The organism is Pseudaeromonas sp. HNCC25DJ180, assembly GCF_055413345.1.
On record NZ_JBVAYF010000009.1, the window covers coordinates 17,317 to 42,989 of the forward strand.

Annotated in this window: 23 protein-coding genes; 10 read left to right on the forward strand and 13 right to left on the reverse strand. The window is 55.6% G+C overall.

What is annotated here, in order from left to right:
* Positions 1-87 precede the first annotated feature (87 nt).
* Positions 88-1,755, reverse strand: a complete 1,668-nt coding sequence (locus tag ACZYTD_RS09490; RefSeq protein WP_463891545.1) for a methyl-accepting chemotaxis protein — start codon at positions 1,753-1,755, stop codon at positions 88-90.
* Positions 1,756-1,938: 183 nt separating this feature from the next.
* Between ACZYTD_RS09490 and ACZYTD_RS09495 the strand changes: the two genes are divergently transcribed.
* On the forward strand, positions 1,939-2,409 hold the full coding sequence (locus ACZYTD_RS09495; RefSeq protein WP_463891546.1) for a YchJ family protein: 471 nt from the start codon (positions 1,939-1,941) through the stop codon (positions 2,407-2,409).
* Positions 2,410-2,453: 44 nt separating this feature from the next.
* On the opposite strand, the gene ACZYTD_RS09500 is transcribed toward ACZYTD_RS09495, so the two are convergent.
* From ACZYTD_RS09500 to ACZYTD_RS09515, 4 genes are all read right to left on the reverse strand, one after another.
* Positions 2,454-2,915: a DUF2059 domain-containing protein gene (locus tag ACZYTD_RS09500; protein WP_463891548.1), complete on the reverse strand. Its 462-nt coding sequence runs from the start codon at positions 2,913-2,915 to the stop codon at positions 2,454-2,456.
* Between the two features lie 80 nt (positions 2,916-2,995).
* Complete coding sequence (locus tag ACZYTD_RS09505; RefSeq protein ID WP_463891549.1) at positions 2,996-5,311, reverse strand: YgiQ family radical SAM protein; 2,316 nt, start codon at positions 5,309-5,311, stop codon at positions 2,996-2,998.
* Between the two features lie 175 nt (positions 5,312-5,486).
* The gene (locus ACZYTD_RS09510) at positions 5,487-5,696 is read right to left on the reverse strand and encodes a cold-shock protein (RefSeq protein ID WP_460882399.1); all 210 of its coding nucleotides are present in this window, start codon (positions 5,694-5,696) and stop codon (positions 5,487-5,489) included.
* Between the two features lie 293 nt (positions 5,697-5,989).
* Positions 5,990-6,370 carry a diacylglycerol kinase gene (locus tag ACZYTD_RS09515; protein ID WP_463891551.1) on the reverse strand — a complete coding sequence of 127 codons (381 nt, stop codon included), beginning with the start codon at positions 6,368-6,370 and terminating at the stop codon, positions 5,990-5,992.
* Positions 6,371-6,520: 150 nt separating this feature from the next.
* Between ACZYTD_RS09515 and ACZYTD_RS09520 the strand changes: the two genes are divergently transcribed.
* On the forward strand, positions 6,521-7,582 hold the full coding sequence (locus ACZYTD_RS09520) for a 3-deoxy-7-phosphoheptulonate synthase (RefSeq protein WP_463891553.1): 1,062 nt from the start codon (positions 6,521-6,523) through the stop codon (positions 7,580-7,582).
* 80 nt (positions 7,583-7,662) lie between these two features.
* Here the strand turns inward: ACZYTD_RS09520 and ACZYTD_RS09525 are convergent, their stop codons facing one another.
* Positions 7,663-8,415, reverse strand: coding sequence for an ATP-binding cassette domain-containing protein (locus ACZYTD_RS09525; RefSeq protein WP_463891555.1), 753 nt, complete (start codon positions 8,413-8,415; stop codon positions 7,663-7,665).
* Positions 8,408-9,409, reverse strand: coding sequence for a vitamin B12 ABC transporter permease BtuC (btuC, locus tag ACZYTD_RS09530; RefSeq protein WP_463891556.1), 1,002 nt, complete (start codon positions 9,407-9,409; stop codon positions 8,408-8,410). The genes ACZYTD_RS09525 and btuC overlap by 8 nt, the downstream gene beginning before the upstream one ends.
* A gap of 139 nt (positions 9,410-9,548) precedes the next feature.
* Here btuC and ACZYTD_RS09535 point away from each other — a divergent pair, with 139 nt between their 5' ends.
* The 3 genes from ACZYTD_RS09535 (at position 9,549) to ACZYTD_RS09545 (ending at position 12,128) form a co-directional block, all read left to right on the forward strand.
* Positions 9,549-9,905 (forward strand): DMT family protein, encoded by a 357-nt coding sequence (locus ACZYTD_RS09535; protein ID WP_463891557.1) that lies wholly within the window; start codon positions 9,549-9,551, stop codon positions 9,903-9,905.
* A 115-nt stretch (positions 9,906-10,020) separates the two neighbouring features.
* Entirely contained in the window at positions 10,021-11,163 is a 1,143-nt protein-coding gene (locus ACZYTD_RS09540) for a PilT/PilU family type 4a pilus ATPase (RefSeq protein ID WP_463891559.1), read from the forward strand.
* Positions 11,164-11,219: 56 nt separating this feature from the next.
* Positions 11,220-12,128, forward strand: a complete 909-nt coding sequence (locus ACZYTD_RS09545; RefSeq protein ID WP_463891560.1) for a DMT family transporter — start codon at positions 11,220-11,222, stop codon at positions 12,126-12,128.
* A 127-nt stretch (positions 12,129-12,255) separates the two neighbouring features.
* Here the strand turns inward: ACZYTD_RS09545 and rsuA are convergent, their stop codons facing one another.
* The 4 genes from rsuA to seqA form a co-directional block, all read right to left on the reverse strand.
* Positions 12,256-12,945 (reverse strand): 16S rRNA pseudouridine(516) synthase RsuA, encoded by a 690-nt coding sequence (rsuA, locus tag ACZYTD_RS09550; protein ID WP_463891563.1) that lies wholly within the window; start codon positions 12,943-12,945, stop codon positions 12,256-12,258.
* A gap of 140 nt (positions 12,946-13,085) precedes the next feature.
* On the reverse strand, positions 13,086-15,557 hold the full coding sequence (locus tag ACZYTD_RS09555; protein WP_463891564.1) for a glycogen/starch/alpha-glucan phosphorylase: 2,472 nt from the start codon (positions 15,555-15,557) through the stop codon (positions 13,086-13,088).
* 828 nt (positions 15,558-16,385) lie between these two features.
* The gene (pgm, locus tag ACZYTD_RS09560) at positions 16,386-18,035 is read right to left on the reverse strand and encodes a phosphoglucomutase (alpha-D-glucose-1,6-bisphosphate-dependent) (RefSeq protein WP_463891565.1); all 1,650 of its coding nucleotides are present in this window, start codon (positions 18,033-18,035) and stop codon (positions 16,386-16,388) included.
* Positions 18,036-18,062: 27 nt separating this feature from the next.
* Positions 18,063-18,587, reverse strand: coding sequence for a replication initiation negative regulator SeqA (seqA, locus tag ACZYTD_RS09565; protein ID WP_463891567.1), 525 nt, complete (start codon positions 18,585-18,587; stop codon positions 18,063-18,065).
* A 238-nt stretch (positions 18,588-18,825) separates the two neighbouring features.
* On the opposite strand from seqA, the gene ACZYTD_RS09570 reads away from it, so the two are divergent.
* The 5 genes from ACZYTD_RS09570 (at position 18,826) to fur (ending at position 22,245) form a co-directional block, all read left to right on the forward strand.
* A complete protein-coding gene (locus ACZYTD_RS09570; RefSeq protein WP_463891817.1) occupies positions 18,826-19,596 on the forward strand; it encodes an alpha/beta fold hydrolase in 771 nt (256 codons plus the stop codon).
* 243 nt (positions 19,597-19,839) lie between these two features.
* A complete protein-coding gene (gene ybfE / locus ACZYTD_RS09575) occupies positions 19,840-20,136 on the forward strand; it encodes a LexA regulated protein (protein ID WP_463891569.1) in 297 nt (98 codons plus the stop codon).
* Between the two features lie 43 nt (positions 20,137-20,179).
* Positions 20,180-20,704 (forward strand): flavodoxin FldA, encoded by a 525-nt coding sequence (fldA, locus tag ACZYTD_RS09580; RefSeq protein ID WP_463891571.1) that lies wholly within the window; start codon positions 20,180-20,182, stop codon positions 20,702-20,704.
* 63 nt (positions 20,705-20,767) lie between these two features.
* Positions 20,768-21,676, forward strand: coding sequence for a carbohydrate kinase family protein (locus ACZYTD_RS09585; protein ID WP_463891572.1), 909 nt, complete (start codon positions 20,768-20,770; stop codon positions 21,674-21,676).
* A 131-nt stretch (positions 21,677-21,807) separates the two neighbouring features.
* Entirely contained in the window at positions 21,808-22,245 is a 438-nt protein-coding gene (fur, locus tag ACZYTD_RS09590) for a ferric iron uptake transcriptional regulator (RefSeq protein ID WP_463891574.1), read from the forward strand.
* A 59-nt stretch (positions 22,246-22,304) separates the two neighbouring features.
* Here the strand turns inward: fur and glnS are convergent, their stop codons facing one another.
* Both glnS and nagE read right to left on the reverse strand, forming a co-directional pair.
* Positions 22,305-23,966, reverse strand: coding sequence for a glutamine--tRNA ligase (gene glnS / locus ACZYTD_RS09595; RefSeq protein ID WP_463891576.1), 1,662 nt, complete (start codon positions 23,964-23,966; stop codon positions 22,305-22,307).
* 187 nt (positions 23,967-24,153) lie between these two features.
* Positions 24,154-25,656, reverse strand: coding sequence for an N-acetylglucosamine-specific PTS transporter subunit IIBC (gene nagE, locus ACZYTD_RS09600; RefSeq protein WP_463891578.1), 1,503 nt, complete (start codon positions 25,654-25,656; stop codon positions 24,154-24,156).
* Positions 25,657-25,673: the final 17 nt, after the last annotated feature.

Here is a 25,673-nt window from a genome sequence, read left to right on the forward strand (position 1 = left end):
AAATGTTGTGTATCCCATGGCGCCAGCGAAAAAAAAGTGAGGCGCTCAAACGGCGCCCCATTATTAAATATCGCCTGGACCAGAACTCTAAACCCGGAAACGACTGACTAACGCCTTGAGCTGTTGTCCGGTGGCGACCACGGCTTGGGTCGTCAGGGCTGACTCATCCGCCGCCTGACTCAACTCCTCCACTATATGTTGAATCGCTACCAGATTACGGTTGATCTCCTCGGAGACCGCATTTTGCTCTTCGGCTGCCGTAGCAATCTGCATATTCATATCATTGATGGAGCTCACCGAGAGGGACATGCTGTCCAGGGAACTCGCAATCTTGGCTGTTTCACTGATAGCCTGCTGACTGCGCTCCTGACTCGTTTCCATGACGGCGACCGCCTCTTTCACCCCATTTTGCAGACGTTGCAGCATGTCATTGATCTGATGGGTGCTCTGTTGGGTTCTGCCTGCCAGGGAGCGCACCTCATCGGCTACCACAGCAAACCCCCGCCCCTGCTCGCCCGCTCGCGCCGCCTCAATGGCCGCATTGAGCGCCAGCAAATTGGTCTGTTCCGCTATGCCGCGGATCACCTCCACCACAGAGCCAATCTTTGCCGTCTCCTGGGCCAACTCAGCAATAACATGGGATGCCTGATCAACTTCACCGACCAAGGCGTTGATGCTACGGCTCGCCACATCCACCACCTGATGTGCCTGGACTGCCTCTTGGGCCGCTACGGTCGTAGAGTTAGCCGCATTGGCCGCGCTAGAGGCCACTTCATGAGCCGTCGAACTCATCTCGGTTACGGCCGTGACGACCATATCTGTCTCTTTCCTATGCCCTTGCATCTGCTGGCTAAATTGCCCGGACAGCGCTTGTAGCCGATCGGATGCGGCAAAGACCTGGGCGCTGGTGGCACCGACTTCGCTGACCAGGCTCTGGATCTGGGTAATAAACTGATTGAAGGCTCGGCTGACCAGACCCACTTCATCTTGACTCACCACCTGCAGACGCTGGGTTAGATCGCCTTCACCGTGGGCAATATCATTGAGCGCAGCCGCTACCGCTTCCAGAGGACGCGTAATCCGATTGCTCACCCAATGCGTTGTGACTATGGTGACCAACAGCACCAGCAGAGAAACCCACAAATTACGCTGGATGCTCTGGGATACTCGCACCTGGCCTTTGGCATACTCTTGAGCCAGCTGTTGATCTACGTCATCGATATAAAAGCCTGTCCCCACAATCCACTGATATTTATCTAGCACCATACTGAAACTCAATTTGGCGACAGTTTTCTGGATTGAGGGTTTGGGCCATAGATACTGAACATAGCCTTCACCGCTGCGGGCGGCGGCTATGATATTTTGCACAAAATAGTTGCCAGTCTCATCCTTGAGCCCGGAAAGATCCTTGCCCTCCAGTTCCGGCTTGGGACCAAGCACCTGATTGATCCCCTTGAAGTCATACACAAAAAAGTAACCATCCGCATCATAGCGCAGATCGCGCAACACACGTTTTACCTGCTCACGCACGTCAGGTGTATCCGGCTGGGCATAGAGCTTACTGATTGACGTTTCCGCCAAATGCAGATATTTGCTCAGCTCAGCCTTCTTCGCTGCCAACAAATCTTTACGCAGTGTGGCTTGCTGCTCACTCAATTGGGCGTAGCTGGCAAAATAGACGGATAAATTGATGACCAGAACCGCCAATACCAAAGGCAAAATGGCCAGAGTAATAATTTTATTTTTTATTCTCATACTAAGATCCTCGCTGTTTGCCCCTGCATGCGTAGCACACGCAACTCAACAGCAGTCTAGTCAAATACCCAAGTCCATACCGTTTGTACTGCACAAATTTCATCATTCTGCTAGTGAGAGCCAAATTAGCGCCCCTATAATCACCCCTCCGCCGCGCTTGCGCGCCCTGTTTAGGACCTACCTATGCTCTGCCCTTGCCAAAGTGGCCACGAATTTGCTCATTGCTGTTCCCCCCTGTTAGCCAATCAAAACGCGGCCGAGAACCCCGCCCAGTTGATGCGCTCTCGCTTCACGGCGTTTTACCTGCACCAGTGGGAGTACGTATTAGCGACCTGGCACCCGGATTTTCGCCCTAGCTGCAGTGAGGCGGAATTAGAGGCTGAGTCACAACAGAGTCAATGGCTCAACCTGGAGTTGCTTAGCACCCCCGCGGTAGCAGACAGCAAGGGGGAAGTTGAATTTCGTGCCTGGTATCGGGATGAAAGCGGGCTGCATGCGCATCATGAGCGATCCGAGTTTGTGCAACTCGATGGACTTTGGTATTACACTCGCGGTCAATTTTTGCCAGAACGCAACAAACTCAAGGCTAATGCCCCCTGCCCCTGTTTGAGCGGCAAGAAGTATAAGCAGTGCTGTGGTAGAGGGGCTCGTTAGCCTGAGCGAAGCAAACTGACCAGGATTATTCGTGCAACACCAAGCTAGTGGTGGGATGCTCGGGGCCCTGGCGCCTGCTGCACATCGGCTCCCGCCTGCTGCAGCATCAAGATCAGCCTAGGTTGCTGCTCACGGGCCAAACGCCGACCGATCAAGGCCATCTCCTCTTGCATAAGCGGGGAATACCGGATGTATTTCTGACCAACCGGGGTGCCAAAGAAGAGCAGCATTTGGTCAATCTCACTGGTCGTGAAGTGACTGTGATAGGTCTGAGCCAACTCGGCACGCATCCGCTCCCATGTCAGGTACTCCTTCGCCCACTTCTGGATCACCGGCTGGTAACGCACTAATGCCGGCTGTTTACGGATCATATCCCCCAGCACCTGATGACTAAGCTGATTGTATTGAGCCTTGCCACCAATGAGATCGGCTAGCTCTAAAGCCGGATCCGCCGCATAAGCTGTGCTCGCCAACAGCAGGCCGGTAAGCAATGCGATAAACCTCATGCATCCTCCATGAAAAAGGTTAATTTTCAAAACCATAGCATGAAAAAAGCCTGACGCAAGTCAGGCTTGATGCCGTTTTATCATTTCCGCCGGGACCCACGCTCTGGCGATTTGGCTGGCTCAGATGTCCGGTTGCTCTGGGCTCGATCAGGTTTACCTCGACCATCTCTGGCTGCGCCCCCCGCCCCTGGGCCTTTACCGGCTTTGGCTTTACTCGCAACCTCATCCCGAGCCGTTGCCCGTTGTGTTTGTGCAGGAGCACGACCAGATAGCGATTTGCCCGCAGCACTCGCCTCTCGACCCGATGGGCGCTGGCCCGTTAGCGAGGTGTGCCGGGTCAGAGCTGGACGCGCAGGACGTCCAGCCACGGCCCCTTCCCGCCCCTCGGGCGGCACCAGATGCTGGGCGCCCGTGCCGATAAGCCGGGAGAGCCCCAGATCTTGCAATGCCTGACGGATCATGGGCCAACCCGCCGGATCATGATAACGGAGAATGGCCTTGTGCAAGCGGCGGCGGCGCTCGCCCTTGGCGACAAACAGCGGCTCAGACTTGTAGGTCACCTTGTGCAACGGATCCACCTCGGAGTAAAACATGGTGGTGGCCGTGGCCAAGGGGGACGGATAGAAGTTCTGCACCTGATCCAGCTTAAAGTCGTTGGCCTTGAGCCAAAGCGCCAGGTTGATCATGTCTCGATCTTCGGTGCCAGGGTGAGCCGAAATGAAATAGGGGATCAGGTATTGTTGCTTACCCGCCTCACGAGAGTACTGGTCAAACAGCTCTTTGAAGCGATGATAGCTGCCCATGCCTGGCTTCATCATCTTGGAGAGCGGCCCCGCTTCGGTGTGCTCGGGAGCTATTTTCAGATACCCCCCCACATGATGCTTAACCAGCTCCTTGATATAGCGCGGATCCTCCACCGCCAGATCATAACGGACGCCGGAGGCGATCAAGATCTTCTTGATCCCCTTCAGATCGCGCGCCTTGCGATAGAGGCTAATGGTAGGCGAGTGATCCGTATCCATGTGCTGGCAGATGACGGGATAGACACAAGAGGCGCGACGGCAGGTGGCCTCCGCCTTCGGGCTCTTGCAGCGCAAGCGATACATATTGGCGGTGGGACCGCCCAGATCCGAGATAACACCCGTGAAGCCGGGCACCTTGTCGCGGATCTCTTCGATCTCCCGCAAAATGGACTCTTCTGAACGGCTTTGAATGATGCGCCCCTCATGCTCTGTGATTGAGCAGAAGGTGCAGCCGCCGAAGCAACCGCGCATGATGTTGACCGAGGTCTTGATCATCTCATAGGCCGGGATCTTCGCCTTACCATAGACAGGATGGGGTATGCGCTGATACGGCAGGGCAAACACCCCATCCATCTCCTCTGTGGTCAATGGAATAGCCGGAGGATTGACCCACAGCACCCTATCCCCATGTTTTTGCAGCAGGGCTCGGGCACAACCCGGATTGGTCTCCTGATGCAGCACCCGGGAGGCGTGGGCATAGAGCACCTTGTCAGCCTTCACCTTCTCATAGGAGGGTAACTGGACATAGGTCTGCTCCCAAGGTTTGGGGCGTGGCGGCCGCACCACCACCGCCTTGGGCTCGGGTGCACTTGGCGCATCAGGTGCACAGGGCGCCCCTTCCAGGTAGGGGTTGGGAATGGGATCGATCTGACCCAAGGCATCCAGGCGGCTGGAGTCTACTCCACGCCAGCCCGGCAACGCCTCCTTGCGGATCACGGCCGTACCACGGATATCCTGCATCTGGGCCGTGCTCTCACCTCGGGCTAAACGGTGAGCTATCTCCACCAAGGGGCGCTCGGCATTACCATAGACCAGTAGCTCGGCCTTGGCATCAAACAGCACGGAGCGACGGATGGTTTCCGACCAATAGTCATAGTGGGCGATCCGCCGCAGCGAGGCTTCGATGCCACCTATCACCACGGGCACCTCTTTGTAGGCCTCCTTGCAGCGCTGGGAGTAGACCAACACGGCGCGATCCGGACGCTTGCCCCCCTCGTTGCCAGGCGTATAGGCATCATCATGGCGTAGCTTCTTGTCGGCGGTATAGCGGTTGATCATGGAGTCCATGTTGCCCGCAGAGACCCCAAAAAAGAGGTTGGGCTTACCCAGCGCCATGAAGGGCTCTTTGCTGCTCCAATCCGGCTGGGCAATGATGCCAACCCGAAACCCCTGAGCCTCCAGGAAGCGACCGATCACGGCCATGCCGAAGCTAGGATGATCTACATAGGCATCACCACTGATAATGATGATATCGCAGCTGTCCCAGCCCAGCTTGCCCATCTCGGCACGGGACATGGGTAGAAAGGGCGCAGGCCCCAAAGATGCGGCCCAATATTTGGGGTAGGAGAAGAGGGAGAGGTCGGGCTGCTGCATACCACTGGGCCTGGCACTGAAAATGAGGGGCGGGATTATAGCTTGTGAACAAAACGGTGGCGACGGTTATTTTTTAACCACACTCCCGATGTGGCTAACGCCCAATAGCAAAAGCGCCCCGAGAGGCGCTTTTTTTAACTGGTCATCGGTTAGACTGCAACCGATTCCGACAAGCTTACAGAATGGTTACATTCTCAGCTTGTGGGCCCTTTTGACCTTGGGTCACGCTGAACTGCACGCGTTGACCTTCAGCCAGGGTCTTGAAACCTTGAGCGTTGATAGCTCTGAAGTGTACGAATACATCCGGGCCTTGGTCCTGCTCGATGAAGCCGAAACCTTTAGTCTCGTTGAACCATTTTACCTTGCCAGTACGGACGTCAGACATAATGAATTTCCTAGTAACAAATATAACTTAACTGTGCCTTAATTCAGGCGGTACAAGCTGAGAGGTGTTAACTTATAAACATGACGAGGACGTTTCCGTAAGGAGCTGACATCGTATGGAGCAATAAGCGGTTGCACACTTTCAAGCTGTTTGCATTGTAAGCGCATCCCTCAATAAGTCAATTGCAATATCTGCAAAAGCATAGCCAAATAGTTAAAGAGTGATGCACATCTCGCATTCATCTCTCTCCCCGGCAATCCCAGGAAAAAGACTCAAGCAAACCCGGGAATGGGTTACCACAATCCCAATAAATTGTGACCTGCAACCCCGCCCCAAACCACCAGCGTCAAGGTCAATGCCAGAAACACAGCGGCAGAACCCATGTCTTTGGCTCGACCCGATAACTCGTGGTGCTCAGCGCCAATGCGATCGACAACCGCCTCCACGCTCGAATTCAAGATCTCGACGATCACGACCAACCACGCGACCACGACCAACAGCAACTTTTGCGTCAAGCCATCCCCCAACCAGAAGGCCAGTGGCGTCAGGATCACCATCAGTAGCAATTCCTGACGAAACGCCGCCTCATTGGTCCAGGCTGAACGCAGCCCCTTCATGCTATAGCCGGCGGCCTTGAATATCCGATATAGGCCAGTATTGCCTGGTTTTGCCACGTTACACCTCTTGATTGTGTTTATAGATCATCAAATCTCAGCAAACTGAAACCAAACTTGCCTCTTGCGTCATGATTTCCTTCTGCAACCAATTCCATTATGTTATCAAACCTGACTATCGGGCGCTGCCATGCCTGCCAAGGAAATAGCATGTCTATCCATACTGACGAACTCAGAACCCAAAAATTAGAGACCCTGATCACGCCTCGCGAGCTGGCTACCTTATCGCCGCTGGACAACGACACAGCCCAGCACATTCTCTACAGTCGCCATCAAGTCGAAGCCATTCTGCGCGGCGAAGATCAGCGACTACTGGTCATCATAGGTCCCTGCTCGCTACACGATCCTAAGGCCGCGCTGGAATATGCCCGCCGCCTCGCCCCGTTGCGCGAGCAATACGCCGCAGAGCTCTGCCTGGTGATGCGCGCCTATTTCGAGAAGCCACGCACCATAGTCGGCTGGAAAGGGCTCATTAACGATCCCTTTTTGGACGGCAGCTATAACGTCAATACCGGGCTCAAACTGGCGCGCCAACTGCTGCTGGAGATCAACCAGCTGGGTGTGCCCACCGCCACCGAGTTTCTAGATATGGTGACCGGACAGTATATTGCCGACCTGATCAGCTGGGGCGCCATAGGCGCACGCACCACAGAGAGCCAGGTTCACAGGGAGATGGCCTCCGCCCTCTCCTGCCCTGTGGGCTTCAAAAATGGCACCGATGGCAACATTCGTATCGCCATTGATGCGGTGCGAGCCGCAGCCCACAGCCATATCTTCAACTCGCCGGACAAGGATGGGCGCATGACCATCTATCAGACCCGAGGCAACCCGCACGGTCATGTGATCCTGCGCGGCGGCCGTCGCCCCAACTACGATACCGCCAGCGTCGACGCTGCCTGCGCCGAGTTGGCCAAGGCGGGTCTGCCAGAACGCCTCATCATCGACTTTAGTCATGGCAATAGTCAGAAGGATCATCGCCGTCAGCTGGAGGTTGCTGAGGATGTGGGCGATCAGCTGCGCCGTGGCCGCACCGGGATCGCTGGTGTCATGGTCGAGAGCTTTCTGCAAGAGGGCAGACAAGAGGTCCACAATGGCTGTGCTGCCCTCTTCGGGCAAAGTATCACAGATGCCTGTATCGGTTGGGAGCAGACGCTCAGCCTGCTTGCGCGCCTCGCCGAGGCCTCTGCCGCCCGGTTGAGTCGTCTGGCATGAATCGGCACTACCGTTGAACATTTAAGAAGGGGCAGCCATCGGCTGCCCCTTACTATATGGCGCCATAATCGCTCTCGCGCTCAGAGCCTGGGTACATAGACAGGGCGCCCCCCCTGTTCAATGCACTCGGTCTGCACCTTGAACAGACGCGCGATGAGAGCCGAATTTAGAATAGAGACCGCCCCCTGAGCCACCAACTTGCCGCGCTCCAGGCAAAGCAGCTCATCGGCATACCAGGCCGCCAGATTAAAATCGTGAATCGACAAGAGCACCAGCAGCCCCTGGGCTACCAGTTCCTTGAGCAGCGCCAATAACCCGACCTGATGATGCCAGTCCAACCCGGCCAGGGGTTCATCCAGTAGGAGTAAACGACCATGGGGATTGCAACTTGGCCAGACTTGCAACAGGGTCTTGGCGATGAGCACCCGCTGCTGTTCCCCCCCCGAGAGTTGACTAAAATCCCGGGCCAGCAGGGCTCCTAGCTCCAGACGCTCGATCAGCGTTTGCAACGCCAACTCGGCCGCCGCAGGCGGAGCCGCCAACATGCTGACGCCCAGGCGTAACACCTCCAGACAGGAGAGAGGCAACAGCGTAGCCTGCCGCTGAGGCAACATAGCCCGCCACTGGGCTAACGTGCTCATCTCCTGCTCAAGCAGGCTGACGCCCGCCAACGTGATCTGCCCCTGACTGGGCAGCAGGCAGGCGAGCGCCAGCAGCAGGGAAGACTTACCGCTACCATTAGCGCCAATAAGCGCCACCAAACGCCCGGCTGGCAAGGAAACCGTAATATCCTGCAGGCGTCCGGGGCAACTCACTGCGGTTAGCTCAAGCATCGCGGCACACCAATAGATAGATAAAGAGCGGCGCCCCCAGGCTGGCGGTCAGCACCCCCACGGGCAGTTCGCCACTGGGCAACAGGGTGCGCGAGAGCAGATCGGCCCACAACAGCAAACAGCCGCCGCCCAACGCCGAGGCCGGTAACACAAAGGCCGGGCCATCACGCCCTATCTGGCGCATCAGATGCGGAACCAACAGACCGATAAAGCCAATAGCCCCGGCCAGTGCCACCGCCATACCGCTGAGCACACAAACCGCCAACACCAAGCGCTGCCGCACCTGTCGCAAATTAAGCCCCATCAGCTGGGCCTGATACTCGCCCAACTGTAGCAAGGCCAACTGGCGGGACTGCCCCAGCAACCAGAACAGCACCAGCAGATAGGGTAGCCACCACCACAGGGGCTGAGTCTGCCCATAGGCCAAGGAGCCCATCATCCAGAACATGATCTCCCGCATGGATTGATCCGAGGCAAAGTAGAGCAGCCAAGTGGTAATAGCGCTGGCACAGATACCCATGGCCACCCCCAGCAACAGCAGGCGCGCATTATCCAGCCGACCACGGCGCGCCAGGCCCAGCAAAGCCAGGGTAATAAGCAAGGCCCCAGCAAAGGCAGCCACAGAGAGCAACCAAGGGGGTAATAACCACTCCAGCCGACGAGCCACAAAGAGCGTGATGACCGCAAAGAGCGAGGCGCCACTGGAAACACCGATAAGACCGGTATCAGCGACCGGATTGTGCAGCAGGGTCTGTAACACGCAACCGCTGACCGCAAGCCCCGCTCCTAGCAACAGGGCGAGCCAGGCACGGGGCAAACGCAGTTCCAGCAACACCTGCTGTTGCAGTGGGCTAAGGCCAGAGAGCCAATCATTTAGACTCAGGCTCAACTGCCCGACCGAGAGATTGAGCAAAAAACTCAGCAGCAATAACATAGTCAGCAGTAGAAACCAGCGACGACGACGTTGAGCCTGTTGCCGTAATAACGAATGCATGCCCTGTCCCAATCCGTGAAATCGGTCGCTATCTTAGCAGCGAGCCAAGACAAGCCAAAGTCCGGTAGTTGATACTTTCCCCCGCCAATCAAGTGCGCTATAACATCGCCATCCCGCATGCCCCAACGGAAAATGCCCCATGCACCCTATTTTGGTCAGTTCTGTGCTCTTGATGTGCAGCAACGTCTTCATGACCTTTGCCTGGTATGCCCATCTCAGGGAGATGAGCCATAAACCCTGGATCATAGCCGCCCTGCTCTCTTGGGGAATAGCCTTGTTTGAATACCTACTGCAGGTGCCAGCCAACCGGATTGGTCACCAGAGCCTGAGTGTAGGTCAGTTAAAGATACTGCAGGAGGTGATCGCCTTGACGGTATTTGTTCCCTTCTCAATCCTCTATCTCAAAGAGCAGATCAAGTTGGACTATTTGTGGGCTGGGCTGTGCATACTCGGGGCTGTGTTTTTTGTCTTTCGCGAGAAACTATTTGCAAATTAACAGATTAGAGTCAGAAACTGAGCGGCTAGCCTAGTAGACTGAATCGCAATAGCCCTATGCAGTTCCCGTATTCTTGCTAGGCTTACCAAAACAGATGATGAGGAGTCACGTCACTATGGATCTTGCGCAGATGTTACAGATCCTGGCCAGCCAGGATGGTTCCGATCTCTACTTAGCGACCGGAGCCCCCCCTTGCGCCAAATTCCAGGGCATTCTCAAGCCGATACAGGATGAGGCCATGTCCCCGGGTGACGTGGCCCAGATCGCCTACAGCATAATGGATGAAGAGCAGCGAGTCGCCTTCGAGCGGGATCTGGAGATGAATCTGGCGCTCTCCATCTCCAAGGTGGGCCGCTTCCGGGTCAACATCTTCAAGCAGCGCAACGAAATCTCCATAGTAGCGCGGAATATCAAGCTGGATATTCCCAAGTTCGATGAGCTTTTCCTGCCACCTATCCTGCTCGATGTGATCATGGAGAAGCGGGGCCTGCTACTGTTTGTTGGCGGTACTGGCTCGGGTAAGTCCACCTCGCTGGCCGCCCTGATTGACCACCGCAACACCAACACCAGTGGCCATATCATCACCATAGAAGACCCTATCGAATACGTACATAACCACAAGAAGAGCATCATCAACCAGCGGGAAGTGGGAGTAGACACCCGCAGCTTCCATGCCGCCTTGAAGAACACCCTGCGGCAGGCGCCCGATGTGATCCTCATAGGGGAGATCCGGGATAGGGAGACCATGGAGCATGCCCTCGCTTTCTCCGAGACCGGCCACCTGGCCATCTCCACCCTGCACGCCAACAATGCTAACCAGGCGCTGGATCGGATCATCAACTTCTTCCCCGAAGAGCGCCGCCCGCAGCTGCTCAACGACTTAGGTAACAACCTCAAGGCCTTCGTCTCCCAACGCCTGGTACGAACCGTCGATGGCAAGCGTCGAGCGGCCATCGAGATCATGCTGGGCACTCATACAGTACGGGATATGATCAAGCGCGGAGACTTCAGCCCGCTCAAGGAGATCATGGAGAAATCCACGGCCTTAGGGATGAAGACCTTCGATCAGTCGCTGTTTGATATCTTTGCCGCCGGGGTCATCACGGAAGAGGAGGCTATCAAAAACGCCGACTCCCCCAACAACCTGAAACTCAAGATCAAGCTCTATCTGGAAGATGGCAAACTCTCCCAGAGTGCCGAGACCATAGGCTGGAGCCTGGATCCACTGGGCCATGAAGAGAATAACCCCTTCAACTAACGGCTGACACCTATACCTCAGGGGCCTGTTGGCCCCTTTAATTTTTAGTGACCACTATGCATTACGAACTTTTTGCCCTCTGTGCAGCCCTGTTATGGGCGATTGCCGGCCTCATGTCCGTCATCCCCGCCGCACATCTTGGCGCCTTTGCCTTCAGTCGCTGGCGAATGGCCTGCGTCACTGTGATGCTGGGCAGCATGTCGCTCTATACCCAAGGTTTCACCACCTTAGGTTGGCCACAATTGGCACAGATGGGCTTATCGGGTCTGGTGGGGATCTTCATCGGCGATACCGCCCTCTACGCCTGCCTCAATCGCTTGGGGCCCAGACGTGCGGGACTACTGTTTGCCTGTCACGCCGTCTTCTCGGCCCTGCTGGGTGTCTGGCTGTTTCAGGAGCAGTTGGCAGGAATGCGCCTAGTGGGTGGTCTAGGCGTGTTTGCTGGTGTGCTGGTGGCCATACTGTTTGCCCGACGTCAGGTGACAAACCAGCAGAGCAGCCCAAGCCTGGAGCCCAATATCGGCCCCCTGTGGATCGGCCTGCTGTTTGGCCTACTGGCGGCCCTGTGCCAATCCCTGGGCACCCTTTTGGCGAAACCCGTAATGGGCAGCGGAGTCGATCCGGTGGCGGCCAGTTGTACCCGCATGGCGGTGGCGCTATTGGCACACCTGCTGCTGCGAGCCACCGGTGCCGCTTTTACTAAAGCCAAACATCCTATCAATCCCCGGATCTTGCTCATCATAGCCGGTAATGGCTTTCTGGCCATGGCGCTGGGCATGACGTTGATCCTGCTGGCCCTGCAGCACGGTGAGATGAGTATGGTGGCCATCCTCTCCTCCACCACCCCCGTCATGATCTTGCCACTGCTCTGGCTCTATACCGGACAACGCCCAAGCCTGGCGGCCTGGCTCGGCGCTGGCCTGGTCTTTAGCGGCACGGCGCTCGTGCTGACAGCTGCGACCTAGAAGGCCGCCATCTCTTCTGGCGTCAGGAAGCGATACTCTACCGGCGCCAGCTCAGGATCCAGCGCCAGCGGCCCTACCTGCTCACGATGCAGACGGACCACCTTGTTGCCGATCTGACAGCTGCGACCTAGAAGGCCGCCATCTCCTCTGGCGTCAGGAAGCGATACTCTCCCGGCGCCAACTCAGGATCCAGCGCCAGCGGCCCAACCTGCTCACGATGCAGACGGATCACCTTGTTACCGATGGCGGCGAACATCCGCTTAACCTGATGGTACTTGCCCTCATGTATGGTCAGCAGCGCTTCGGTTTCCGACACCAGCACCAACTCAGCTGGACGGGTCAATTCCCGTTCACTGCGCAGCTGTATCCCTGCGGCAAATTCAGCAATGGCCGATTGTGGCACAGGATCGGCGAGCCACACCCGGTAGGTCTTGGCACATTCGTGCCGCGGTGAAGTGATGCGATGGGACCACTGACCATCATCCGTGATGAAGAGCAGACCCGTCGTATCCAGATCCAAACGCCCGGCACAGTGCAGCTTGTTGAGCGCGGGCTCCTCCAGCAAAAGGAGGACACTGGGGTGGTCTGGATCCTCATTGGAGCAAACATACCCTTCCGGCTTATGCAGCATCAGATAGCGCGGCCCGGTAAGACACAGGGGTTGACCATCAAATACCACCACATCCGTGGGGGTGAGCTGTAGCGAGGCATTCTTGCTGACTTGCTCATTAACTGACACTTCACCGGCACGAATGACGCGCCCGGCCTGAGAGCGACTCAGACCCAAACTTTCGGTGATAAATTTATCCAGCCTCATCTATGACTCCTGCTGAGTGAAAGGCGCACATTATAGGCCCGCGCCACCGGATAGCCAGCAACACGGCATAGAGAGCCCAGTTAGGCCCAAAAACAAAGGGGACCCGAAGGTCCCCTTATCATTTTACATTGGATAATCTCTTAGACCACAGAGCAGGGCTTCAGATACCAAATGTTGTCTGCATAGTCCTGGATAGAGCGGTCAGAGTTGAACTTGCCCATGGTGGCAGAGTTAACGATGACAGCCTTAGCCCATGCCTTCTTGTCGCGGTACAGAGCATCCACCTTCTTGTGGGCGTCTGAGTAGGACTCGAAGTCGGCCAGTGCCAGGAAGGTATCGCCGCCATCCAGCAGAGCGCGCTTGATGGAGGAGAGCTCACCCGGACGACCTGGAGTGAAGTAATCGGTGTCGAACCAGTCGAGCACAGCCTTCAGCTCAGGGTTGGCATAGTAGTAATCCCAAGGATTGTAACCACGCGCCTTCAGGGCCTTAACATCGTCCACTTCCAGACCGAAGATGGCGTTGTATTCAGCACCGGCTTCTTCTGCGATTTCGATGTTGGCGCCGTCCATAGTACCCAGGGTGATAGCACCGTTCATGGCCAGCTTCATGTTACCAGTACCGGAAGCTTCGTAACCGGCGGTAGAGATCTGCTGGGACACGTCGGCAGCCGGAATCATCTTCTCGGCCATGCTGACACGGTAGTTAGGGATGAACACAACCTTCAGCTTGCCCTTGATGCGAGCATCGTTGTTCACGCGCTCGGCAACCTTGTTGATAGCCAGGATGATGTCTTTGGCCAGCTTGTAACCTGGGGCAGCCTTGGAGCCGAAGATGAACACACGTGGGTGCATGTCATAGTCTGGGTTAGCCAGCAGACGACGATACAGAGCCATGATGTGGATCAGGTTCAGTTGTTGACGCTTGTACTCATGCAGACGCTTGATCTGGATGTCGAAGATGGCATTGGCATCGATGTCGATACCAGTCTCTTCCTTAACAACCTTCACAAACTTCTCTTTGTTAGCCAGCTTGATGTCCATGAACTTCTTCTGGAACGCAGCATCGTCAGCATGAGCCAGGGCGCCACGCATCTGATCCAGCTTCAACGGCCACTCGTTACCAACGGTCTCGGTGTAGAGGTTAGCCAGAGCCGGGTTACAGGAGAGCAACCAGCGACGCGGGGTCACACCGTTGGTCACGTTGCACATCTTCTCCGGCCACAGTTCGGCGAACTCAGGGAACAAGTCTTCCTTAACCAGCTTGGAGTGAATTTCGGCAACGCCGTTCACCTTATGAGCACCGATCACACACAGGTTACCCATGCGGACCTTGCGAGCTTCGCCTTCTTCGATGATGGAGAGCTTGCGCTTGATCTCATCGTTGCCCGGCCACTTCGGCTCAACCAGATCTTCCAGGAAGCGACGGTTGATTTCGTAAATGATTTCCAGGTGACGCGGCAGTACGCGTTCGAACAGATACACGGCCCACTTTTCCAGCGCTTCTGGCAGCAGGGTGTGGTTGGTGTAAGCAAAGACCTTGTAGCAGATGGCCCAAGCGGCATCCCACTCCAGCTCTTCTTCGTCAACCAGGATACGCATCAGTTCCGGGATGGCGATAGTCGGGTGAGTATCGTTCAACTGGATAGCGATCTGAGCGGCAAACTTGCTGAAGTCATTGCCATGCACACGCTTGTAGCGACGCATGATGTCCTTCAGGGAGCAAGCACAGAAGAAGTACTGTTGAACCAGACGCAGGATCTTACCGGCTTCAGTTTCATCGTTCGGGTAGAGAACCTTGGAGATGGTCTCAGCTTGTGCTTTTTCAGACTGGGAGTCGATGTAACCACCAGCGTTGAATACATCCCAATCGAAGAATTCAGAGGCACGGGATTCCCACAGACGCAGGATGTTAACAGTCTTACCTTGGTAACCAACAACCGGGATATCCCATGGTACCCCTTTGATCTTCTGACCGGCATGCCACACTTTCTTCAGCTTGCCATCAGCACCAAACACGGTTTCAACATAACCGTACAGCGGGATTTCCTGGGTAGACTCAGGACGGCAGATTTCCCATGGGTTGCCGTACTCACGCCAGGAGTCAGGACGCTCAATTTGGCGACCATCGCGAATTTCTTGACGGAACAGACCGTGCTCGTAGTGGATACCGTAACCTACAGCTGGCAGGTTCAGGGTAGCCATAGAATCGATGAAGCAAGCAGCCAGACGGCCCAGGCCACCGTTACCCAGCGCCATGTCCGGCTCTTCTTCGCACAGGTCAGCGATATCGATACCCATATCTTTCAGGGCGTCGCCACACACTTCGTACAGAGAGAGGTTGTGCAGGTTGTTGGCTGTCAGACGACCCATCAGGAATTCAGCTGACAAGTAGTGAATTGCGCGAGTGTCTTCCTTGTAATGGGTCTGTTGAGTCTGGGTCAGACGCTCATACACCAGTTCGTTCACCGCAGCACAGGTGGCCTTCCACCAAGCCTGCTTGCTGGCTTTTTGCTCGCTGGTACCCAGCGTGGAGCGCAGGTGATGCACTATGTTCTGCTTCAGCTGGTCTTTATCCAACGCGCTGATCTGCTCAACTTTTTTCTTCGCCATAACCAATTTCCTTCGTTACTCGAGAGTATTGAACCCTAATGGGGGGCTGCCGGGATGAATTATAAGGGCTGTGGATCCGGCAGCCGAATACTACCCAATGCCTTGGCCCTGAAATTAGACGTAAGTCACATTTTTTTCTGGTAAACGGATACATTGGACATGAAACTCTTTTCAGAAAAGAAATAATTCTAAAAAGTAACATTTCATTTAAAATCATGATGTTAACTAATCATTTAGCATTAAAACACCGATTTGCTTTCTTAAGTCTTCACAGTGGCTAAAAATCCCCGCAAATTAATTCCAGCCCACGGCAAAAAAAGAAAGCGATTTCACAGCGACCTCTTCATGCTAATCCAATCTTTTCTGGCGATATACAGCTAACAATAGTGACACTCCACTCCCCCTCCACCGCATGAAAGCATTTTTAACTAGAAACCAACATATTCACGCAAGTTGTTAACAAATGGCCAGCCCGCATAAAAAACACCCAGCAACATGTCCTTTATTGGCAGAGGCACAAAGAAAAAATGCCACGAGTAACAAACCCGAAACCGCCCCAAGAGCCTCTCCGTTTCCTCTTGGTCACAATACAAGCGCTGAACCAACTTGCCCGGAACCAGATGCAACAGTCCACGAGCAGCAGGATCCAATGGCGACAATAAATTCAACGGCATCACAGCTTCATCCCCACCGGCGTGGGGAACGCCTGGTCGAGCTGACGGCGTTTGCTGAGTCACCCCAGCCAAGTGCCAAGGCGTCAAGGGCCAGAGCGGTAGATAAAAAAACCGGCCACTAGGGCCGGTTCGGGATATTAAGGGAAGCGGGTTATCAGACGCCGGCCTTGGCCAACGCCGCAGTCACTATCTCCTGGGCTTCCTTCTGGATACGGTCCAGATGGGCTTCGCCGATAAAGCTTTCCATATAGATCTTGTAGATGGATTCGGTGCCGCTGGGGCGGGCTGCGAACCAGCCGTTTTCGGTCACGACCTTCAGGCCACCGATGGCGGCACCATTACCCGGTGCAGCGGTCAGCTTGGCAAGTATGGGTTCGCCAGCCAGCTCAGCCGCTTCGACCAGCGCCGGATCCAGTTTGGAGAGCACGGCTTTTTGTTCGGTATTGGCCGGAGCGTCGATACGACGGTACAGAGGGGCACCAAACTGGGCGGTGATCTCGTTGTAGAGGGTCTGCGGATCCTTGCCGGTCACGGCCAGCATTTCAGCGGCCAGCAGGCAGAGCAGGATGCCATCCTTGTCTGTGGTCCAGACCTTGCCATCCTTGCGCAAGAAGGAGGCGCCGGCGCTCTCTTCGCCACCAAAACCGAAGCTGCCATCAAACAGCCCATCCACAAACCACTTGAAGCCAACCGGCACTTCCTTGAGCTCGCGACCAATGCTCTTGGCCACGCGGTCTATGATGGAGGAGGAAACCAGGGTCTTGCCCACAGCTGCCTGAGCCGGCCAGCCCGGTCTGTGGGTGAAGAGGTACTGGATAGCCACGGCCAGGTAGTGGTTGGGGTTCATGAGGCCGGCCTTGCAGACGATGCCGTGACGGTCGTTGTCCGGATCGTTGGCCACGGCCACGTCGAAGCTATCCTTGTGGCTGATGAGGCTGGCCATGGCCCAAGGGCTGGAGCAGTCCATGCGCACCTTGCCGTCTTTATCCAGCGTCATGAAGGAGAAGGTCGGATCAACGGCATAGTTGACCACTTCGATATTCAGACCATAGGTCTTGGCAATCACATCCCAGTAGGCGACGCCTGAGCCACCCAGCGGATCGACACCAATCTTCACGCCGGCCTTCTTGATGGCTTCCACATCGATGACGTTCTTCAAATCATCGATGTAGGGTGTCATGAAGTCGTGCTCCTGCACGTTGCTCATGGCTCGGGCCCGGGCAAAGCTGACGCGCTTGACGCCAGCCAGATCGTTTTCCAGCAGCTCGTTGGCACGATCCTCCACCCACTTGGTGATTTCGCCTTCAGCTGGGCCACCATGGGGCGGGTTGTACTTGAAGCCACCATCTTCCGGCGGATTGTGGGAGGGGGTGATGACGATGCCGTCCGCCTTGTCGGTCAGACCGGCTGAGTTGTAGCGCAGGATGGCGTGGGAGACCACAGGCGTCGGGGTGTAACCCAGACCCTTGTCGATACGCACTTCCACCCCATTGGCGGCCAGCACTTCCACGGCCGAGGCCAGAGCAGCTTCGGAGAGGGCGTGGGTGTCCATGCCGATAAACAGTGGGCCGCTGATGCCTTGCGCCTTACGGTATTCAGCGATGGCCTGGCTTACCGCCAGGATGTGCGACTCGGTAAAGGCGTTCTTGAAAGAGCTACCACGGTGACCCGAGGTACCGAATGCTACGCGCTGTTCGGGCTTGGTCATATCCGGCTTATTCAGGTAATAAGCAGACATCAGACGTGGGATGTTGGTCAGGTCTTCCAGACGGGCCGGCTTACCGGCATGGGGATGTTGTGCCATGACATTACTTCCTAATTGTATTGTTAATTAAATCTGTGCACAGGCCTGCTCAATGAGCTCGGCCGGGTAACCCATGGTGGTCATCAACTGCGCCACTATGTTGCGCTTGCGACTGGTATTGGTATTCGATATGACCCAATAGGGAGTGCCTGGCACAGCCCTGGGTTTAGTGGTCTTGCCATTGGCCTGTAACTCTTCATCGCTCTTGGCAAAATAAACGCGTTTGCGCCCCTTGATCTCGGTGGCATTGACGAAAGCCTCGGGGCTGGCCTGATACAGGAAGGTCAATACCAGCAGGAAACGGTCAATGGCACTCTCTTTGCTGGCAAACTCATCGCTGTTCAACAGGTCAATAAAGGCAGACACATCGGAGAGGGCTGACACGAATTCGCTACGGGATGTCAGCGCCATGGGGATAATAGGTGGCTTGGCCGCATCATGGGGGGTTAACGCAAGCAGGCGACGCAGGATCTCCGAAGCACTCTCGCCTATGTGTAACGTTTTACCGGCAATGTAGCGATAGAGCTCTTCATCAACCTCAATGGTCTTCATTCTGTTACCACACCTATCCAAAAAGAAAAACGAGAGAATTATACATAGCCAACAGGCCAAGCCCAACAACTGGCGCGAAATGATAGTGGGAACGATATAAATGGCGTAGGAGTAAACCTCGCAGACAAGGGCACAACAAACTCATGGTTTATTGTCATGCCAGCCTTGGCTATGCTGCATCATCAATGACTGGGCGCCTCTTTGGCCCATAAAGACCTCTGTTCAGGAGCGGTACTTGCTGCATTATCGTGATTCGGGCTCGGCAAATTCCCCCACAGTTCTGTTGATCCATGGCCTGTTTGGCGATTTGGATAATCTCGGGCAATTGGCGCGCCAGTTGGCCAGCGACTATCGGGTTATCGCCCTGGACATGCGCAACCATGGCCACTCCCCTCATCAGGCCACCATGAGCTGGGCTGAATTGACCCAAGATCTGCTGGCACTGCTAGATCAGTTGGCCATACCGGCCGTCCATCTGGTTGGCCACTCTTTAGGCGGCAAGCTGGCCATGCAATTTGCCCTGCGTCACCCGGCCCGAACCCTGAGCCTGGTGGTCGTCGATGTGGCCCCAGTGGCCTATGCCGAGGCTCGCCATGAGCAGGTGTTTACGGCGCTGCAGGCGGTGGTGAATAGTGATGCCCCGGATCGAAAAGGTGCCAATGCCATCATGGCAGCCTTTCTCGCCGATGCGGCCGTTCGCCAGTTCCTGCTGAAAAGTTTTATGGCAACGAAGGCCGGGCCAGCCTGGCGTTTTAATCTGGCAGCATTGCAGGCCTGCTATGGCGAGCTGATGGGTTGGCAGGCCACAGAGGCCCCATTTACTGGGCCAACCCTCTTTATCAAGGGCGGTCGCTCTGACTATTTATTGCCGGAACATCAGACCACCATAGTGCGGCTCTTCCCACTGGCCAAGGCCAGGATCATCCCCGATGCCGGTCACTGGCTCCATGCCGAGAAACCCTTGTTGTTCAATAAACTGGTTGTGGATTTCCTGTCAATATCCCGTTAACAGGCCAAGTGGGCTTGTGCTACAATCACGCCCCTGAAATTGCCGGGGTCACCCTTCCAGCCAACACACTCCAGGCCCAGAGCCACGAGATGAGGTTGTCAGGGTCGAGTTCTGGATAGGGTCAAACCGCCGCCCAGCGTCGATTCGACCCGCCATAAGAAGATGACTCCTTTTAGCAGCAGCGCCCTCGACCATCATTTAGTCTGAGGAGGAGTCTGGGTTTAGTTCGCGGTAGATGTAGCAATGGCAAAACACCAAGAAGATCGGACAACGCTGGATCTATTTGCCGAAGAGAAGCGTCCGGGCAGACCCAAAACCAATCCCCTACCCCGCACCCTGCAGTTGAAGGTCAACAAGCGGAATCAACTCAAACGGGACAAGGCCAAAGGCCTGCGCCGGGTAGAGCTCAAGGTCGAGGTGGAGTTGCTCGAACAGCTGAATCTATTGGCAGAGCAACACAACATGAGTCGGGCAGAGATGATCCAGATGTTGATCAAACAACATATAGCGCAAGAAGCTGTGCTAGGGTCACAGAGTTAATTCATCATCAACCATCATTCAACACCAAGGGTATACAACCACTATGGCAAGTGTAGGTCTGTTTTTCGGTAGTGATACCGGTAATACGGAAGCCGTGGCCGGCATGATCCAGAAAGAATTGGGCTCCCATCTGGTCGATGTCTTTGATATCGCCAAGAGCACCAAGGCTGATATTGAAAACTTCGATCTGCTGATCCTCGGAATTCCCACCTGGTATTACGGTGAGTCACAAGCAGACTGGGATGACTTTTTCCCTGAACTCGAAGAGATCGACTTCACCGATAAACTGGTTGCCATCTTTGGCTGCGGCGATCAGGAAGACTATGCCGAGTATTTCCTCGATGCCATGGGCACACTGCGGGACATCATCGAGGCCCGTGGTGCCATCATCATCGGCCACTGGCCGACCGAAGGCTACCAGTTTGAGGCCTCCAAGGCGCTGGTCGATGACAAGCATTTCATTGGTCTGGGCATTGACGAAGATCGCCAGCCCGACCTCACCTCGGCCCGGGTCGAGGCCTGGTGCAAACAGTTGTTTGATGAGATGTGTCTCGCCGAATTGCAATAACTCTCTGGCCCGCTCATGCGGGCCATTTTATTGTACTGCTTCGCACGCATCGAGGCTCTGACTATGTCCCAACTCTTCATCAGTGGTCTGCTTAACATCGAGACCACCTTGGCTATCTCTGGATTTCCACTCCATTACGCCCCCGTGCACTATCCCTTCGGTGGGATTAACAGCACGGTATCGGGTGTAGGTTTCAACCTGGCCAAGGCTCTGCATCGCTTGGGCAACCAGGTCAGCCTGCACAGCCTGATCGGCCATGATATGGCGGGCGACACGATTCGCCATGCCGTCAAAGAGTTGGGTCTATCAAGCCAAGGGCTGGAAGAGGCGCTCTCCGCCACAGCCCAGAGCGTCATTCTCTACGAGCCCCTGGGTCGCCGCCAAATCCATGTCGATCTCAAGGAGTGCCAGGAGCGCCACCTGACCAAGGTTACGGATGCGCAACTGATGCAGGCCGATCTGGCCCTGCTGTGCAACATCAACTTCTCCCGGCCCCTGCTGCAACGCGCCAAACAGTTGGGCAAACCCATCGCCTGTGATGTACATGTGCTAAGCGATCTGCACGATGCCTATAATCGCGAATTCATGCAGGCCGCCGATATCCTGTTTCTGAGTGACGAAGGCATTGGCGAGCGCTCAGCTGAAGCCATGCTGCGCGAATTGGCAGCGCTCTATGACAATGCCATAGTGGTGATGGGCCAGGGTCACGCTGGCGCCCTGATGTATGTGAAGGAGGAGCAGCGGCTGTTTCATGCCCCAGCTTGGGCTCCACGCGGCGTCAAGAACACCATAGGCGCTGGCGATGCCCTCTTCTCGGCCTTCATCCATGACTGGAGCAAGCACCGCAATCCCTATCAAGCCCTGTCTCGGGCCACCCAGTATGCAGGGTGGAAGGTGGGTGCCATCGGAGCGGCCGATGGCTTGCTGGATGAAGCCCAGTGGCTGGCATTATGTGCCGAGACGAGGCTATGATCGGCCGTTAATTCGCCCCAGCCCCCAGCTGTTTTCCCCCCTGCGGTTCCATTTCTGTACCGCTGGGACATATAATGTTAGCAACTGACACCATACGGCCGAGCCATCGCCGTCCATCATGAAAGAGTGCCATGTCTACCAACAATCAGCAGCTCAAAGATGCCGGTCTCAAGATCACTTCTCCGCGGATCAAGATCCTGGAGTACCTGAAGACCCCAGAGTGCCAACACATCAGTGCCGAAGAGCTCTATAAGAAACTGCTCGATCAAGGCGAGGAGATTGGTCTAGCCACAGTTTATCGGGTACTAAATCAGTTTGATGATGCCGGGATTGTCACCCGCCACCACTTCGAGGGTGGCAAGTCGGTATTCGAGCTAGCCCATCAGGAACACCACGATCACCTGGTCTGTCTGGATTGCGGCCGCGTCATCGAGTTTCACGATGCGGTGATAGAGCAACGACAAAGCGAGATCGCCAAGACTCACGGCATGGAATTAACCCATCACAGCCTCTACCTGTATGGCCACTGTACCCACCCTGAGTGCGTAGCCAAACGCAGCAAGAAATAGGTTTCTGCCGCCATAAAAAAACCGCCTTTCGGCGGTTTTTTATTAGGTAAAACAGTAGATTATTCCTGCCAGGTGTCACGCAGAGCCACGGTCAGGTTAAAGACCAGATGCTCCGGGCTGGAGAGCTTGCTATCGGCGCAGAAGTAGCCTTCGCGTTCGAACTGATAGGCCTGCTCCGGCTTGGCTTCTGCCAGACTCGGCTCAACGCGCGCCCCCTCTATGATAGTCAGGGAGTTGGGGTTGATGGTGGAGAGGAAATCCTCGGCTGCACCAGGATTCGCCACGGCAAAGAGTCGGTCGTACAAACGCACCTGAGCGGGCAGCGAATGCGCGGCGCTCACCCAATGGATCACCCCCTTTACCTTGCGGCCATCGGCCGGGTCTTTACCCAGCGTCTCGGCATCATAGCTACAGAAGAGGGTGGTGATTTTGCCATCCGCATCCTTCTCGACCCGTTCGGCCTTGATCACGTAGGCATGGCGCAGACGCACTTCCTTGCCCAACACCAGACGCTTGAACTGCTTGTTGGCCTCTTCGCGGAAATCCGCCTCATCGATGAACACTTCCCGGGCAAAGGGCAACTCATGGGTTCCCAACTCCGGCTTGTTCGGATGATTGGGTGAGCTCAAGATCTCGACCTGCCCTTGCGGATAGTTTTCGATCACCACCCGCACCGGGCGCAGTACCGCCATGGCACGCGGCGCATTTTCGTTGAGATCTTCGCGAATACAGGACTCCAGCGCGCTCATCTCCACCGTGTTGTCCTGTTTGGTCACGCCGATACGGCGGCAGAACTCACGAACCGCTGCTGAGGTATAGCCACGACGACGCAGGCCAGAGACGGTCGGCATGCGCGGATCATCCCACCCCTCAACCAACTGCTCGGTCACCAGTTGGTTCAGCTTACGCTTGGACATGATGCTGTATTCGAGGTTCAGACGGCTGAACTCGTACTGGCGTGGATGACAATCGATGGAGATGTTATCCAGCACCCAGTCATACAAGCGACGGTTATCCTGGAACTCCAGTGTACAGATGGAGTGGGTGATCCCCTCCAGAGCATCCGAGATGCAGTGGGTAAAGTCGTACATGGGATAGATGCACCACTTGTTCCCGGTCTGATGATGCTCGGCGAACTTGACCCGGTAGATAACAGGATCACGCATGACGATAAAGGAGGAGGCCATGTCGATCTTGGCGCGCAAACAGGCCTCGCCCTCCTTGAAACCACCGGCACGCATCTTCTCAAACAGCGCCAGATTCTCCTCGACGCTGCGATCCCGGTAGGGGCTGTTCTTGCCCGGCGCGGTCAGAGTGCCACGGTATTCACGGATCTGCTCGGCCGTGAGCTCATCCACATAGGCCAATCCCTTCTGGATCAGCTCAATGGCATAGCCATGCAATTGGTCAAAATAGTCCGAGGAGTAACGCACGGCGCCACTCCACGCAAAACCCAGCCACTGCACATCACGCTGGATAGACTCGACGTATTCCACCTCTTCCTTGGCCGGATTGGTATCGTCAAAGCGCAGGTTACAGCTACCCTGATAATCCTGTGCGATACCGAAATTCAGGCAGATGGATTTGGCGTGACCGATATGCAAATAACCGTTCGGTTCTGGCGGGAAGCGGGTAGCCACACTGCTGTGTTTACCGCTCGCCAGATCTTCATCGATGATCTGACGAATAAAATTGCTGGGGCGATGTTCCGCCTGAGTCATTCACTCACCTCAAGAGATAATAGCTACAACTGCGTGATAACCGCTAATGATCCATGAATCTCCCTTGAGGCTCAAGGTATTTATCACGCCCCCCATCTGCCCAGTCAGATGAAAAAACCCCGCCGTAGCGGGGAATTAATAAGCAGCCATCATTACTTCGTGACCCAAGAAGGGTTCATAACCCGATTTACTCCCCCGGCAAACGCACCTGGCTTAAATCCTCGGCAACGGGGATCTGCTTCATCTCACCGGCCATGATCTCCGCCAAGGGACCCAGCACTACTTGCAGATTTTGCTCTCCAAGTTTGATCACCCCAGAGGCACCCAGCCCTTTAAGCGCACGCTCATTGACCAAGGAGCGATCCTTCAACGTCAACCGCAAGCGGGTAATGCAGGCATCGATTGTCACCAGGTTGCCATGTCCGCCCAGCGCCTTGAGGTATTGTTTGGCCAGCTCACCCCGGTTCGTTGCCACATGTTCGCTCTGATCATCGCTACCGACCTCATCCTCTTCTCGACCCGGAGTCTTGAGGTTGAAACGAACAATCACAAAGCGAAAGAGCAGATAATAGATGAAGAAGAAAACGATGCCTTGCAACACCAACATGTACCACTGCACGGCCAGCGGGTTACGCGAGGAGAGCACCAAGTCCACCAGACCGGCGCTAAAACCAAAGCCGGCGATCCAGTGCATGGAGGCAGCGATGAAGACTGAGAGCCCGGTGAGCAACGCATGCAGCACATAGAGCAGGGGCGCCACAAACATGAAGGCGAACTCCAGAGGCTCTGTCACCCCGGTGAAGAAGGCGGAAAATGCCGCCGCCAACATGATGGAAGCCACTTTCGCCTTGTTACTCGCTTTGGCGGTGTGATAGATGGCCAATGCCGCCCCAGGCAGACCAAACATCATGATGGGGAAGAAACCCGCCTGATACATGCCTGTCACCCCCACCACAGCCTTACCTTCCGCCAGGGACTTGGCCCCGCCGATAAAGTTGGGAATATCATTGATCCCGGCCACATCAAACCAGAAGACAGAGTTCAGGGCATGGTGCAAACCCACGGGGATCAGCAGGCGGTTGAAGGTGGCGTAGATGCCCGCCCCTGTGGCACCCAAGCCTTGAATATGTTCGCCAAAATTGACCAAGCCACCAAAGATCACAGGCCACAGGTACATGAGCACGAAAGCTAAGGGGATCATGGCAAAGGAGGTCAGAATGGGGATCAAACGCCGACCACTGAAGAAGGCCAACGCCTTGTGCAGCTCTACCTCACTGAAACGATTGTAAAGTTCAGCGGCTATGATGCCGGTCAGAATGCCGACAAATTGATTCTTGATCTTGCCAAAGGCCGCGGGCACATCGGCCGGCGCCAAACCCAGGATTTGTGAGACCGCCTCAGGTGAACAGAGGGTCGTCAACACCAAGAAGCCGATAAACCCCGCCAGTGCTGCGGCGCCATCCTTATCCTTGGACATGCCATACGCGACCCCGACGGCGAACAGCACAGACATATTGTCTATGATGGCACCACCTGATTTGATGAAAAATGCAGCCAAGGCGCTGTTTCCGCCCCAAGCCACAGGGTCAATCCAGTAACCGACCCCCATCAAGATAGCCGCAGCCGGTAGCGTTGCTACGGGCACCATCAGCGCCCGACCCACTTTTTGTAGATACCCGAGTATGTTCACATGCAGCTCCTTACACG

Bases quoted from the DNA above. Each gene is read 5' to 3' on its own strand.
- ACZYTD_RS09500 (WP_463891548.1), bottom strand. From the start codon at position 2,915: ATGAGGTTTATCGCATTGCTTACCGGCCTGCTGTTGGCGAGCACAGCT.
- ACZYTD_RS09490 (WP_463891545.1), bottom strand. From the start codon at position 1,755: ATGAGAATAAAAAATAAAATTATTACTCTGGCCATTTTGCCTTTGGTA.
- ACZYTD_RS09495 (WP_463891546.1), top strand. From the start codon at position 1,939: ATGCTCTGCCCTTGCCAAAGTGGCCACGAATTTGCTCATTGCTGTTCC.
- ACZYTD_RS09540 (WP_463891559.1), top strand. From the start codon at position 10,021: ATGGATCTTGCGCAGATGTTACAGATCCTGGCCAGCCAGGATGGTTCC.
- ACZYTD_RS09545 (WP_463891560.1), top strand. From the start codon at position 11,220: ATGCATTACGAACTTTTTGCCCTCTGTGCAGCCCTGTTATGGGCGATT.
- fur (WP_463891574.1), top strand. From the start codon at position 21,808: ATGTCTACCAACAATCAGCAGCTCAAAGATGCCGGTCTCAAGATCACT.
- ACZYTD_RS09505 (WP_463891549.1), bottom strand. From the start codon at position 5,311: ATGCAGCAGCCCGACCTCTCCCTCTTCTCCTACCCCAAATATTGGGCC.
- ACZYTD_RS09535 (WP_463891557.1), top strand. From the start codon at position 9,549: ATGCACCCTATTTTGGTCAGTTCTGTGCTCTTGATGTGCAGCAACGTC.
- ACZYTD_RS09510 (WP_460882399.1), bottom strand. From the start codon at position 5,696: ATGTCTGACGTCCGTACTGGCAAGGTAAAATGGTTCAACGAGACTAAA.
- ACZYTD_RS09520 (WP_463891553.1), top strand. From the start codon at position 6,521: ATGTCTATCCATACTGACGAACTCAGAACCCAAAAATTAGAGACCCTG.
- glnS (WP_463891576.1), bottom strand. From the start codon at position 23,966: ATGACTCAGGCGGAACATCGCCCCAGCAATTTTATTCGTCAGATCATC.
- rsuA (WP_463891563.1), bottom strand. From the start codon at position 12,945: ATGAGGCTGGATAAATTTATCACCGAAAGTTTGGGTCTGAGTCGCTCT.
- btuC (WP_463891556.1), bottom strand. From the start codon at position 9,409: ATGCATTCGTTATTACGGCAACAGGCTCAACGTCGTCGTCGCTGGTTT.
- pgm (WP_463891565.1), bottom strand. From the start codon at position 18,035: ATGGCACAACATCCCCATGCCGGTAAGCCGGCCCGTCTGGAAGACCTG.
- ybfE (WP_463891569.1), top strand. From the start codon at position 19,840: ATGGCAAAACACCAAGAAGATCGGACAACGCTGGATCTATTTGCCGAA.
- ACZYTD_RS09555 (WP_463891564.1), bottom strand. From the start codon at position 15,557: ATGGCGAAGAAAAAAGTTGAGCAGATCAGCGCGTTGGATAAAGACCAG.
- ACZYTD_RS09525 (WP_463891555.1), bottom strand. From the start codon at position 8,415: ATGCTTGAGCTAACCGCAGTGAGTTGCCCCGGACGCCTGCAGGATATT.
- fldA (WP_463891571.1), top strand. From the start codon at position 20,180: ATGGCAAGTGTAGGTCTGTTTTTCGGTAGTGATACCGGTAATACGGAA.
- ACZYTD_RS09585 (WP_463891572.1), top strand. From the start codon at position 20,768: ATGTCCCAACTCTTCATCAGTGGTCTGCTTAACATCGAGACCACCTTG.
- seqA (WP_463891567.1), bottom strand. From the start codon at position 18,587: ATGAAGACCATTGAGGTTGATGAAGAGCTCTATCGCTACATTGCCGGT.